This is a genomic window from Extibacter sp. GGCC_0201 (genome assembly GCF_017566055.1).
In the GTDB taxonomy this organism is placed as follows: domain Bacteria; phylum Bacillota; class Clostridia; order Lachnospirales; family Lachnospiraceae; genus Extibacter.
In genome coordinates, this window is record NZ_JABFCH010000030.1 from 16,728 (window position 1) to 30,344 (window position 13,617).

Annotated in this window: 11 protein-coding genes; 4 read left to right on the top strand and 7 right to left on the bottom strand. The window is 49.5% G+C overall.

What is annotated here, in order from left to right; genetic code table 11:
* Window positions 1-14 precede the first annotated feature (14 nt).
* Window positions 15-1,277 carry a Glu/Leu/Phe/Val family dehydrogenase gene (locus HJV72_RS16570; protein WP_208072636.1) on the top strand — a complete coding sequence of 421 codons (1,263 nt, stop codon included), beginning with the start codon at window positions 15-17 and terminating at the stop codon, window positions 1,275-1,277.
* A 169-nt stretch (window positions 1,278-1,446) separates the two neighbouring features.
* On the top strand, window positions 1,447-2,418 hold the full coding sequence (locus tag HJV72_RS16575) for a LysR family transcriptional regulator (protein ID WP_208072638.1): 972 nt from the start codon (window positions 1,447-1,449) through the stop codon (window positions 2,416-2,418).
* 152 nt (window positions 2,419-2,570) lie between these two features.
* On the opposite strand, the gene HJV72_RS16580 is transcribed toward HJV72_RS16575, so the two are convergent.
* From HJV72_RS16580 to HJV72_RS16605, 6 genes are all read right to left on the bottom strand, one after another.
* Window positions 2,571-4,361 (bottom strand): CocE/NonD family hydrolase, encoded by a 1,791-nt coding sequence (locus tag HJV72_RS16580; protein WP_208072640.1) that lies wholly within the window; start codon window positions 4,359-4,361, stop codon window positions 2,571-2,573.
* Window positions 4,362-4,375: 14 nt separating this feature from the next.
* Window positions 4,376-6,112, bottom strand: a complete 1,737-nt coding sequence (locus HJV72_RS16585) for a CocE/NonD family hydrolase (RefSeq protein ID WP_208072643.1) — start codon at window positions 6,110-6,112, stop codon at window positions 4,376-4,378.
* Between the two features lie 112 nt (window positions 6,113-6,224).
* Window positions 6,225-7,499 carry a kynureninase gene (kynU, locus tag HJV72_RS16590; protein WP_208072644.1) on the bottom strand — a complete coding sequence of 425 codons (1,275 nt, stop codon included), beginning with the start codon at window positions 7,497-7,499 and terminating at the stop codon, window positions 6,225-6,227.
* Window positions 7,500-7,538: 39 nt separating this feature from the next.
* The gene (locus HJV72_RS16595; RefSeq protein ID WP_208072646.1) at window positions 7,539-8,915 is read right to left on the bottom strand and encodes an APC family permease; all 1,377 of its coding nucleotides are present in this window, start codon (window positions 8,913-8,915) and stop codon (window positions 7,539-7,541) included.
* Between the two features lie 29 nt (window positions 8,916-8,944).
* On the bottom strand, window positions 8,945-9,655 hold the full coding sequence (locus HJV72_RS16600) for a cyclase family protein (RefSeq protein WP_208072648.1): 711 nt from the start codon (window positions 9,653-9,655) through the stop codon (window positions 8,945-8,947).
* A 15-nt stretch (window positions 9,656-9,670) separates the two neighbouring features.
* Window positions 9,671-10,516: a MerR family transcriptional regulator gene (locus HJV72_RS16605; protein WP_208072650.1), complete on the bottom strand. Its 846-nt coding sequence runs from the start codon at window positions 10,514-10,516 to the stop codon at window positions 9,671-9,673.
* Between the two features lie 387 nt (window positions 10,517-10,903).
* Between HJV72_RS16605 and HJV72_RS16610 the strand changes: the two genes are divergently transcribed.
* The gene (locus tag HJV72_RS16610) at window positions 10,904-11,386 is read left to right on the top strand and encodes an RNA polymerase sigma factor (protein ID WP_208072652.1); all 483 of its coding nucleotides are present in this window, start codon (window positions 10,904-10,906) and stop codon (window positions 11,384-11,386) included.
* A gap of 16 nt (window positions 11,387-11,402) precedes the next feature.
* The gene (locus tag HJV72_RS16615) at window positions 11,403-12,221 is read left to right on the top strand and encodes a zf-HC2 domain-containing protein (RefSeq protein WP_208072654.1); all 819 of its coding nucleotides are present in this window, start codon (window positions 11,403-11,405) and stop codon (window positions 12,219-12,221) included.
* Between the two features lie 758 nt (window positions 12,222-12,979).
* Here HJV72_RS16615 and HJV72_RS16620 read toward each other — a convergent pair.
* Entirely contained in the window at window positions 12,980-13,510 is a 531-nt protein-coding gene (locus HJV72_RS16620; RefSeq protein WP_066579220.1) for a hypothetical protein, read from the bottom strand.
* Between the last annotated feature and the right edge of the window lie 107 nt (window positions 13,511-13,617).

Below are 13,617 nucleotides of genomic sequence, written 5' to 3' on the forward strand. Positions count from 1 at the left end.
GGAGAACGGCAGTTATGAATCACATATACAATCCATATGACAATGTATTAAAAGTAGTATCTGAAGCAGCTAATATCTTAGGTTATACGGACAGCGACATCGAGGCGCTGAAATATCCGGAGCGGGAACTGAAAGTGGCCATTCCGGTCCGGATGGATGACGGCAGCACGAAAGTATTCGAGGGATACCGCATACAGCACTCCACGTCAAGAGGGCCGGCCAAAGGAGGAATCCGTTTCCATCCTGACGTCAATCTGGACGAAGTCAAGGCGCTTGCCGCCTGGATGACCTTCAAGTGCGCGGTCGTGAATATCCCTTACGGCGGCGGCAAAGGCGGCGTCGTATGCGACCCGAACAAGCTGTCCGAAGATGAGATCCGTGCCATCACAAGACGGTTTACGGCGGCAATCGCCCCGCTTATCGGCCCCGAGCAGGATATCCCGGCTCCTGACGTCGGAACGAACGCGGCTGTCATGGGCTGGATGATGGACACTTACAGCATGCTGAAAGGCCACTGTGTACACGGTGTCGTGACAGGCAAGCCGATCGAGCTCGGCGGGGCACTTGGCCGAAGCGAGGCAACCGGACGCGGCGTCATGTTCACGACAAAGAATGTGTTGAAGAAGCTGGACATAGATCCGAAAAACACGACGGTCGCCATCCAGGGTATGGGAAATGTAGGAAGCATCACAGCGAAGCTGCTCCACAGGGAAGGAATGAAGGTCGTGGCAGTCAGTGACGTATCCGGCGGCATCTACAAAGAGAGCGGCCTGAATATACCGGAAATCCTGGATTACCTGTCACAGAACAGGAAGAACCTGCTCACCGGATATGAGGAGGAGGGCATGGCACGCATCAGCAACGCAGAGCTGCTGGAACTGGATGTGAAGGTCCTCATTCCCGCCGCCCTTGAGAATCAGATAAATGACTCCAATGCGGAGCGCATCCGCGCCGATATCATCGTCGAAGCAGCCAACGGTCCAATCGCCTCCGAGGCCGATGACATCCTGGCGGAAAAAGGTGTCCTTGTCGTACCGGACATTCTGGCAAATGCCGGCGGTGTCGTCGTATCTTACTTCGAGTGGGTACAGAACATCCAGTCTGTAAGCTGGACCGAAGAGACGGTTAATGAAAAACTTAAGAATATCATGGATCCTGCTTTTGAAGCCGTATGGGATATCGCCCATAAGAATAAAGGGACGCTCCGTACCGGTGCCTACCTTATCGCGGTCAAACGCGTCGTAGAAGCTAAGAAAGCGAGAGCAATCTGGCCTTAAAGATTCTCTTTCCAGCAAGGAAGCAGCACAATGTACGCCTTCTATTTCGCGTACATTGTGTTGCTTTCATCCGTAAGCAAAGTTATAATATTATAATAGCAAGGTCAACAGGCCGTAACTTTTGTGACCGATACCATATATTCAACAGGATAACCGGAGGAATCTAAACATGTTCAATTCCATGCATTACGTATATGAAGTGTATAAAGAACGCAGCTTTTCCAAAGCTGCGGCCAATCTCTACATAAGCCAGCCGTCCTTAAGCGCCGCCGTCAAAAAGGTGGAGGAGAAGATCGGCGCCCCTATCTTCGACAGAAGCGTAAGCCCGATAAAGCTCACCGACTGCGGGCGCCATTACATAAAAGCCGTAGAAGAGATCATGGATATCCAGAACCAGTTTGAAACCTATATGACTGACATGAACGAGCTTAAGACCGGGCAGGTTGCCATAGGCGGCAGCAATCTGTTCGCTTCTTACATACTGCCTCCGATTATCACGAAGTTTACCCAGAAGTATCCTCTCGTAAAGGTCCACCTCATAGAAGACAACACGCCGCAGCTCATCGACCAGCTCTTCCACGGCTCACTGGATCTTGTGATAGACAACTCTTCTTTCCCTGATACGATCTACCAGCATCATCTCTATACGAAAGAGACGCTTCTCCTTGCCGTTCCGAAGGCATTCCCTTCCAATGAGATGGCCTCCGGATTCCGGCTTACGATAGAAGACATTCTGGCTGACCGGCATCTGAAAGAGGAGACACCGTGCGTCCCCCTTGCCTCCTTTAAAGAAGAGCCTTTTATCTTCCTGCGCTCCGGCAATGACACCCGCTCCCGGGCGGATAAGATCTGCCAGGCACAGTCCTTTACTCCGAATATCATACTGAAGCTTGACCAGCAGGTCACTGCGTTCAACGTATGCTGCTATGGGATGGGCGTCACTTTCGTGAGCGATTCTCTCCTGAAGCACATGCCGAACGAAAGAGACTGCTTCTACTACAAAGTCCATGGCGGCCACACAGGGCGCAATATTTATTTTTACCATAAGCAGACAAAATACGTGACAAGGGCGATGGAAGAATTTCTGAAAGTTGCCCGGGAGCAATCGGAAGAGCTCATGCAGATACGATATAATTCATAATATCAAAAACAACCCTCCGGGATGGCAAGTCGTATCTTACCATCCCGGAGGGTTTCACACATCATTTCATATACAAGATTTGGAAACTCTAACAGTTCTTTTTCGCTTTTTTTCTTTCTCTTTAAGCCTGCAGACCGCCCGGCTCCTGTCTGTCAACGGATCCACTGATCCTCATCGGAGTATGGAATGATCGGCAGATTGATATAGGAATTGTGGATGCTGTCCACAAATATCTTATATTCAATATCCTGGCTGTTCGGCAGCTGTACCATCCAGTGGTACGGATTCGCATCGTAGTTTTTCACTTCCACCTCTATACGATGGCCTTTTCTGAAGACGTTGGACGTATTCATGACCTCTATCGTATATTCGTTGATCTCACCTGGAACGACCGGAACCTTCCTCGTATGGTCATTGTTGAACTCCCACGGCTTTAGCTCTTTCTTTTCCAGACCTCTGTGAGAGGCCCGCAGGTTCCCTGTAACGAGATTCAGCGGACGTCCCTCGCCTTCCGGCGGAACATCATTCAGCATGATGGTGAAATTGGCATCTGTCTTGTCGATGGCACACATGAGGTGCATGACAATCGGGCCGGTCACTTCTACGTCTTCTTCCAGCACAGGCGTGCTAAATACGACGTTCGGCACTGCATAAGTCTCGTTAGATCCGCCTTCATACGGGCTCTTATGGTTGAGGATAGTCGGCTGTACATGCTCATCCTTTTCCTTCTCTGTGGAGAGCAGCCCTCCGTCCCTTAAGTAGTATTTCGTCCACTGCGTACGAGCCAGCGGCCATTCATGTTCATAGCGGAACTTGTTGATGCCTCTTACGAGCAGCTTCATCGGTGGCTCATCCATGACTCCGGTGTCGATGCCCTTGAGCCAGTAATCATACCAGCGCAGGTATTCCGGCGTCATAATCCGGTGCGGCAGATGCAGGGCATCATGCTCTTCCGGAGCGGCAAGCTTCCTCGGTACGGACATGTCGCCGTGTGTGAACAGGAAGAACGGACCCTGAGAGAATCTTCCAAGCTCATAATATTCAGAGATCAGGTACATCGGCACTTTGATATCCTCCGGATGGCTCTGGATAGAGCGTTCCTTCCAGAAATCACTGTCATCATCGTGCAGCAGCATATCGAAGAAATATGTCTGGTTCCGCGGCGGCCAGCAGCTCAATATGCCGGAGTAGAGCGCACTGTGGCTGATGTCCGGATCGGACAGCCTCTTTTCAATGCGCGCTTTCAATTCTTCCGTCGTATAGGTGCGCTCCGCCGTTGACATAGCGTTTACGTCCGGGCAGAAATCCGTGTACATAAAAGAACGGTTCACAAATACTCCGCCCGGATAGTTATGGTGATACATGTTGTCTACGACTTCTACCATCATGATAGCCTTCAGGTGCGGCGGCTGGAGGGCCGCCACTACCGGCTGCAGTATCGAGAAGTATGAGATGCCTATCATACCTATGTTTCCATTACAGTAAGGAAGCTCTGCCACCCATTCGATGACATCATAGCAGTCTTCCTGCTCCTGTCTTCCGTAGAGGCCGTCCCATGCCCCCTCGGATTTGCCGATTCCTCTCGGATCCGGCACCGCTACGATATAGCCATGCTTCACATACTCGTATATATCTCCCGCTTCTATCGTATGATCAAATAATACGGTCTTGAACTGCATCGAGATACGGTCCATCGTCTGGATGGATTTCCCATATGCGGAAAATGCCACGAGCCCCGGGAACTTGATGTCCTCATCTGTGTCAGGACGGTAGATGTCCACCGCAAGCGTTATGCCGTCCCTGACCTGCATGCGCACATCTTCTTCCTTGATGACATCATACATGCGCGGCGTCATCTTCTCGATACCGTCCATGTACCGTTCATCCCAATATCTTGGCTTTTCGTCCAGACCGACGATTTCTAATTTTTCTTTATTTTCCATTGTGTCCTCCTACTCTATTCCACCCAGTTTTTCTCACCATTTACAATCGGAAGCTCAATCCATGAAGCGGCATCGCCGTCTACATGAATCTCAAAGTTCACTTCCCTTGCAAGTGGATGCGGTCCTGCCACACGTCCGGATGTATACAGCCTAGGCAGGCTGGCCATTTCATTAAAGTCAAAATACTGCTGGTCCATCGTCTTGAATTCCACCTCGATCTGATGCCCTTTCTTGAACAGGTTATCGACAGGTGCCAGTTCAAAGATATAGTCATATACTTTTCCAGGCTCTACGGGCACATTCTTCGTATGGTCGTTCTTCGGCCTGTGCTCCGTACCGGACGGATCCAGCTCTCTGTGAGAGCATTTCAGATATCCACAGGAGAGGAGCGTACGGTATCCTGTCTCCGAATCCTTATCCCACAGCTTCATAGCCAGGTGGGCATCGTCCGTGTCAATAGCAGCCTGTATGCAGCCCGTAACCGGCCCGCACAGCTCTATCTCCTCTTGAAGAGGTGCAGACGTATATGTCAGCGCAGGTACATCTTCAGGCATCTGGGACAGACGTGTCGGCGGTATATGCCTGATTTCGTCCGGTGCAGTGCTGCCCGTCTCTTTTTCTTCCGTCAGGCGGCTTTCTTTCCTGAAATACATCTTCTTATATTCCGTATCTGCCGCCGGCCACTGCGTATCATAACGGTACTTGTTCTCACCCATGACAAGCAGCTTCATCGGAGGTTCATCCATGATGCCGTTCTCGATGCCCTTGAGCCAGTAGTCATACCACCTGAGCTGTTCTGCCACTGGCTTCTCATACGGGGATGTCTTGGCAGATGCAGGGTCTATCATCATAAGCTTCTTCGGCACTTCGTCATCAATCTTATTATAGATGTCATAGGCAGATATGGTCGTATGTCCATACTCATAGTAGAGCCCTACGATATAGGAAGGTATCGTCACCTTGCGGTCCTTGAAGCTTCTTCTGTCCCACCACTCTCCGCTGTATGGATGGAGCATGACATCAATGTTCCATGTGTAGTGTCTCGGCGGGAAGCTGTCGAGCCCTCTGTAATAGTAAGAATTGGTTGCAATCTCCGGCTGTCTTCTCGCTTCCGCAAGCATCTCCTTCAGATCTTCCGGGCTGTTTTCCATCTCAGCTTCTGATATCGTGTTCGTATGCGGAATATAGCTGCAGAGCGGATAGTTGATATCGCTTAGTATACCGCCCGGATAGCAGTCAAGGTACATGTCATCGATGACGTCCACGGGCATGATTGCTTTCAGGTAAGGCGGGTTCATCGCTGCAACAAGGGGCTGGATCTTCCCTGCATAGCCGCATCCGATCATGCCGACGCTGCCATCTGACAGATAATGTCCGGCCCACCGGATAACCTCACAGCAGTCAATCTGGTCCTGCCTGCTTAAGACGCCGGTCCATACGCCTTCCGAATTCTGGATTCCCCTCGGGTTCACTACGACCACGGTATATCCCCGGGATGCAAAGAAGTCAATGCCCCCGACCTCGATTCCCTGCTCATACATGAATTTTCCAAGCTGAATCGGATCCCTTCTTCTCCCTGCTTCCTGGGCTGCCTTGCCAAATGGGGAAAAGCCCACCAGCACCGGATGCTTCTCTTTGTCATCCGGCCTGTAAACGTCACAGTAGAGGCGGACATCATCTTTCATCACAATCGGACGGTCTCTTTCCACCCTGATTTCATATTCTGGTTCTCTTATAATTTGACTGTTCACGTTTTACCTCCAATCACATCACCTTATTGAACCTCAGCAGCTCAATAAGCATTTATTATTTGTTCTCTGCCAAGGTTATTCTACACTTTCCCCTTCGGGGCAATGTCAAGACCTAAACGTTCAGCAGCAGATACAGATTTTCCGCAGTCTGCCTCACATCTTCGAAGCTTCCAAAAAGCGGTGAAAACGCTATTCTCACCTGATTGTTCCAGGTCGCCTCAACGCCAGATTCTCTTTTATCCATAACTGCGGCGCGTAGCCGGTCCGTCATCTGAGAGCCGCTGTCGAGAAATTCCGTAATCTCTTCAGAGGCCGCATGCAGAATCGTCACATGTCCGCCTCTTCTTGCCTCCTCGCGGGGAGTAAGTATGCTGACACCGCAGGCCGACAGCATAGTGTCCACAAGATCCATAAAATATCCGGTCATGGCCAGAGACTTTTCCCGGATTGCGTCTATGCCTGCCTCGTTTATCATATCCAGAGCTCCTTCAAGAGGGGCCATGTTCAGGATAAGCGGAGACCCGTGCTGCCACCCTCCTGCGCCTGTCTCTGCCTCAAAATAAGGGAGCTTCTGGAACTGGCGGCTCTTCACATAGCCGTGCCAGCCGGGCATCGCAACAGGGATGTCAAAGTTCTTTTCATGGATATAGATGGTAGCGGGACATCCAAGCCCTCCGTTCAGGTATTTGTAATTGCACCACACGGCGAAGTCTACGCCCCAGTCATGAAGCTTATGCGGTACGACGCCTGCAGAATGGCTCAGGTCGAAGCCTGCCGGTATGCCTCTTTCTGCAGCTGCCTTTGCCAGACGTTCTACATCAAGCAGCTGTCCGGTCGAATGTACGACGGAAGGGAGGAATACAAGCGCCGTCTCCTCCGTCATATGGGCGATCAGCTCATCCTCATCCAGGATGGGGCTGCTTCCTCCCGCAAGTACGAGGGCGTCATCGGAATCGATTCCCTTGAGCCTTATCTGTGCCTCTACCGCATATCTGTCAGAAGAAAATATCTGGCTGTCGCACAGGAGCTTCTTCCGATTTCCTGCGGGACGGTAAAATGCGGCGAGCACGCTATGGATGTTCGTGGTTGTCGTCCCGTTTATGATAAGCTCCTTATCTGCTGCTCCCACGATTCCTTCTTCCATGGCGGCGATCCGCTCCGGATAATAGAACCATGGAATCTTACCGCAGAACCATCCGGCTACAAGCTGGTTCTTCCACTCATCCGCCACCCGCATCAGCGTCTCTTCCGAACGGTGGGACATAGGTCCCAGGCCGTTCGCTTCGTAATACAGATGGTCCGGAAGGTAAAATTCTTTTTTATACGTGCTCAACTTGTCTTCTGCATCCATGACGGCTGCATATTCTCTGCTTGTTATTTCTGCCATCTTATAACCTCCCAGGCATCGTGCCATCTCTGATATGTTTTATTCCTCTTCCCAGCTGACCTCTACCTTCACCTTTCCTGATTTATAACGCACTACCATAAATACAAAGGTCAGTACAAGAAGTATGATATTGCCGATGATGATTTCCGGCGTATTGTCTTCAATCAGCAAGTAATTCTGGAAGACAAGCAGCGCTCCGCACAAGTAGCAGATCACTTTCAGGGCTACGTTGGATATCTTGAACGTAGACTTCGCCCACGCGTCAGGAAGCAGCTTCGGCAGCCGTGCGGTTGCCACTACGACAAGGAACGTGGTGATATTCATAAGTATCATGGACATGTTGGCAATGCGGTCGATGTCAAGTCCCGCCACAACCGGGATGAGGCCTACGATGTAGAACAGTATGAGCAGATAATGTGGCGTGCCGTACTTATCGTTGATCTTACCAAGCTTTTTCGGAAACCATCCGTCAACACACGCCTGGAGCACCGGCTTCGTCACCCAGCCGAAGGTGGCATTCAGCGTCGTAGACAGTGCAAGAAGCGCTCCGCCCGTTACAAAGAACACGTACAGGGCTTTCGGGAGAAATGCGCCTGCTGCTACGCTTAATGGCTGATACATGACTTCTTCCACCGGGAGCACGCCTGCTGCTACGAAACCGATGACAGCATAGAGTGCCGTGACGATCAGGGTCGAAAGCACGATTGCAAACGGTACGTCCTTCGTAGGATTCTTACATTCACCGGAGAAATTGACAAGGTTTCCGCCGCCGGTGGTGGCAAACGATGTAAATATCGCCGCCATGGCGAAGCCTTTCCAGCCGCCCATGAAGAGCGGAGGCTCAACGCTTGTAAAATATCCGGGCTCTACATTGAACACGCCTACCGCTGCAAATACTGCAAGCGCGGCCGCCAGGATGATAACAAGTATATTCTGGATAAACGCGGCGTCTTTTACGCCGAACAGATTGATGACAAAGAACAAGGTCAGCGCGGCTACAGCCAGCGGCACTCTCGGAATCCCGGGTACGAGTGCCAGCAGATAGTCCGCAAGGGACAGGGCATACATTCCGATAGATATGTTGCCGACGATATAGATAATTATGTAAAAACCTGAGAAACGTTCACCGAGCAGCAGGCTCGCCATCGTATACTGGCCGCCCCTTAAGCGGACCGCACTTCCGGCAAAGATGCTTGGTATCGTCACCGCCAGTGAAAACAAGGCTCCAAACAGGAACGCGAATACTACAGAGCGCCCCGTAAATCCGATGGCTACGCCGGTCAGTGAAAACACGCCGGAGCCGATGATCTGACCGAGGCCCATGGATATCAGTTCTTTTTTCCCCAATACACGCCGCAGCTTTTTGGTCGTATATTCTTCCGTTACATTTGCCGTTGCTTCGTTCGAATTACCCATAAAATTACCCTCCTTCTCTCTCTATCCTTCTACTCTTCTGTCATACATACCGCACGTACCGGCGAACCGTCCGCTTCCACGAGTTTCAGCGGCAGGAAGGAATATGTGGCCGCTTCCTTCGGCAGCTGATCCAGATTGCACAGGTACTCGACGATAAGGCAATCGTTCCCGAGCAGTGCCGTATGTGCGTCGTTTTTGATATTTTCCCGTTCGATATTCTCCAGAATCTCTGAAAACGTAGGATTCTCCAGCCGCTTTGCCGTTGAAAACCCATAAGCCGCATCCGCAGAGCTTCCGTCCGTCCCCACAATCTTAATCCCAAGCTCCACGAGCGCCAATGCCGCATCACCGCTTAAGTAAGGATGGCGGAAGAAATCCCATGTGCCGTAATATGACGCCCATCCGGTATTGAGGATTGCATAATCCACTTGCTTCAGTTCCTCTGCATGGGCCATGATATCTTCACGGGTGATTTCGTATATCTCTCCTCTATCGCTGAAATCCAGCACAATGCCTTTACCGATAAAGCGATCCACCGGAAAATCATTCAGATTCCTGCCCTCTTTGCTGATGTGGTACGGCGCGTCAATGTGGGTTGATGTATGCGTCCCCATCTTCATGAACTTGACATTGACCCCCTCCTCTTCCGTCGTAGCATAATCCTCTACGACCGGCACCTTGTCACAAGGGCACACCTGGGTGTTGTTGTTGATTTCCCTCGTCAAATCGATAAACTTCATCTTATATCCTCCTTTCTATCTGACAAATTCCTCTCCTCTTTTGTGGACCGGAATCTGTATCTCTGTTACAAATTCTTTTGGATCGTCTGTCGTAAAATCATCCATATGGAACTCCTCCCGTATGTTTCCCACAACCTTATATCCATTCTCCTCTATCCACGTAAGTATCGCTTCATAGGAGTCGATCACGCTCTCATGTTCACCCGTATGCAGAAGATATGCGACCTCCTCATATCCTTCCTGTCTCTTGTACTGTATCCTCTCCGTTTCGGGAAATGGAGCCAGTACCCTTTTCAGAATCTCCACCTGGATCTCATCACTTTTGTATACGGAATCGTAATAGATAGTGTATCTTTCGTTTCCAATCTTCGCCCTGCATTTGTTCAGATAGTCAAGCAGCTCCGCCCAGAGCGCCTCTTGTGTGGAATAGGTGCTGATAGATGCTTTCAGGCTCGCCACCTGCATCTTTTCGACCTTCTTGATTCCCACTTTGAAGGATGACAGTTCAATTCCTCCACCTTTATCCAGCTTCTTTTTCAGTAGTTCAATCGTCTGCTTCTTCTCATTCAGCTCTTGGATCTGCCTGTCAAACTCCAGCTGCTTCAGCTCCAGCACTCCCTTCAGCAGGGTATGGTCTTTATCAACCTCCTCTTTCATCAGATAAGTAATCTCTTTTAAAGAAAGCCCCATCTCCTTAAGCAGGAAGATTTCGTTCAGTACAGGTATCTGTGATGAAGTGTAATACCGGTAGCCTGTCACCTCATCTACATACTTGGGCCGCAGCAGCCCGAGCTCGTCATAATACCTGAGCGTCTTTCCCGAGATTCTGTAAATACTTGCCAACTGTCCAATCCGAAACATATCTTCGCCTCCTAGCGCCTGAATCATATGTTTAAATTGTCTGATCACATTGTAAAAGATTTCCCCAAGGGCAAAGTCAATACATTCTTACAATTTAAACTATAACCCTAAATTTTACGGTGTTTTTTAGTGCATATTGCACAATTAATTCATAGTATTTTTACTTATTCTTTCCAAAAAAAGAAATACATACTCGCTGTTCATTTTAATCTCTTATTGACTGTATGTCCTTATATAGTTACATTTTGTCTCTTAATAGTCAAATTGTGCATAATAAATATTTTCCAATTACTTGTAACATATTGTATTCTCGTGCGTCTAATGGGCATATCAAGTATACTTGTATTACATGCAGATGACAGATGCCACAGGGAAGGGGGAAGATCGTTGGACATAGATTTTGAAGAAATGTATAACCGATACTTTAAAGACGTATATCTCTTTGTGCTGACGCTGAGCAAAAACCCCGCGCTAGCGGAAGATATCACACAGGAAACATTCTTTAGAGCCTTAAAAGAAATCCGGCACTTCCAGGGCAGCTGTACTATGAAATCGTGGCTCTGCCAGATAGCTAAGAATCTATATATCTCACACTTGCGCAGACAGAAATACACGGTTGACAAAGAGATGCCCGTCCTGCCCTCTTCCGTGGACATCGAAGAGACATATCTGAAGAAAGAGGCTGCCCTTTCTATATACGGGGTGCTGCATACCTTGGACGAACCATACAAGGAAGTCTTTCTGCTGCGGACGCTCGGCGAACTCACATACCGGGAAATCGGAGATATCTTCTGCCACAGCGAAACATGGGCCAGAGTCACTTATCACAGGGCCAGACTTAAGATACGGGAACTGCTGGCGGACGAATAGAAGGGAGGATTATTATATGAGTAGATTACATTGTAATCTGATAAAAGATCTGCTGCCATTATATACCGATGACGTCTGCAGCGAGCAGACGAAGGTATCTGTCGAAGAACATCTTCGTACATGCGAAAGCTGCCGTGAAATGTACGAGACCATGCAGGAGAACCTGCCGGAAAGGTCTGAAATCACACTAGACCCGGAACTAAAGGATGATATTGCGTTTATCCGCAATGTGAAACGGCGCTTCACCCGCCGTCAGCTCGTCGTCATCTTCATACTGGTACCGATATTTGTCCTATTGCTCATACTGTCACCGTATATCCATGCTGAACTCTCAGCCATACATGCCGATGATATCAAGGTAACGGAACTGTATGAACTGTCGAACGGGGATATCTTTTGTACGATAGAGAGCAGCAAGGCCATATCATCATTATCTGCGGGAAATCTCATGTCTGGCGATAAAGATGAAGAGGGCAGGGAGTATTGCGACGGTGTGATAGCGGCCGGTTCTCCCTCCGCCCTGACGACAATGCTTGACAGCAGCAAGAAACGGTTTCCTGTATTAATCCGTTCCCAGAGCTTTATATTTACTACGGCAAAAAAAGTGGAATATGGAGGCGTGACAGTAGGAGGAAAAGACGTTGACAGCCACTGCCGCACTATAAAATACGAAGGCCCGTTCAACGAAGAGCTTGTCATCTGGAAGGAGGGCCAGACGCTAGAACCAGCGCCGGAGCGCATAGAAAAGATGCTTAAGGAGAGCAGCGTTCCCGATTATTTCCCCTCCGTTTCCACAGAACAGCTGAAAATCGGGGATGTGCTGGTTATCTATTAAATGGTAGTTTAGTGAAGTGGACGCCGATGGGGAGGTAGGGGACAGATGCTGTGATGCGTCCGGGAACTGCGACTATCACACAGATTCCTAAGCCTGTGGAATGTTCGCCGATAGCGGCTCTCACCCCACAAGCCAAGGAATCTGGTGAGGATTCTCCGTCCCTTCCGCTTAGACCTTCGCATCTGCCCCCTACCTCCCCATCGGCCATCTACTTTACTGGCACGGGCGAGGGTGGCTGTGTGACGCTACTTGCTAATGGAAGGGATTTGGCTATGTGAGCATAGTGATTAAGGGCTTGGCAAGTTGATAACCTTAGATGAAAATAATCGTCATGAAGAAGAGCCGGAATCAGGTACGGGGATGTTGATGGCATCCCCTGCCTGGTTCCGGCTCTTCTTGCAGCAACGGCGTGCACGCCTCTAAACAACGGCTAATTTGTTCTCTATGTTGCACATGTTAAGCTTGTTATATTTTATCATTCATCTCACGCAGCCAGCGGCCATCCACTGGCCAGTAACGCCACACAGCCGCCCTCGCCCTTGTTAAGTGAAGTAGATAGCGGGCGGGGAGCCGGGTGGGAGATGCGCAGGTGTAAGCGGAAGAGGCGGAGAATCCTTTCCGTAGCCCTTATCCTGCGGGATGTAAGCCACTATCGGCGCACATTCCGCAGGGTTAGGGATACGTGAAATAGTCAGAGCCTCGGACGCATCGGAGCAGATGCCGCCCGACTCCCAGTCCGCAGCCACTTTACGAACCCTTTACTTCTTACGCTTCTCCGACAGCAGTCCCATAAGCTCGTTCTCATTTTCAAATATCCTTGAGATACGGAATCTCTTCTGGATATTATAAGTCTCTCCGGAGAAGACATCCTCGAACAGTGCCTTCGGGTCTGCCACTTCTTTCATCCCTTCCCGCTCGACGCCTTCCGTCCTTACCTCTACCGTTCCGCTGAACAAGATGGAGCTGCCTTTTACCGTTGAGTATTCCACTTCTTTTACACGGTAGAAGATGAATTCATTCCCGGCCCTCGAACTATAAGTCGGGTAATAGATGTATACTTCACCGTCCACAAGAAAGATGCGGTAAGTTGAATTGATATAGATATCGTAAAATATCGACAGCATGACGATGAATATGGCAAATACGCATATTGTGAATATCGGGATGCTGTAAAAGAAATAATTTGACACTATGCCTGCAATAAGTATGGCTACGACGCTTACACTAAGCACTGTCATTAAAAACCCTCTGCGGACATCCATAAGAGTTCTTGTCTGTTTTAATTCCATAACTGGCCCTCCATTTCCCTTCCTGCCTTTGACTTCTATAACTATTATACATATTGAACATCAGCAGTTCAATAAGTTTACACGTCTTATTCTCCCACTATCGTAGA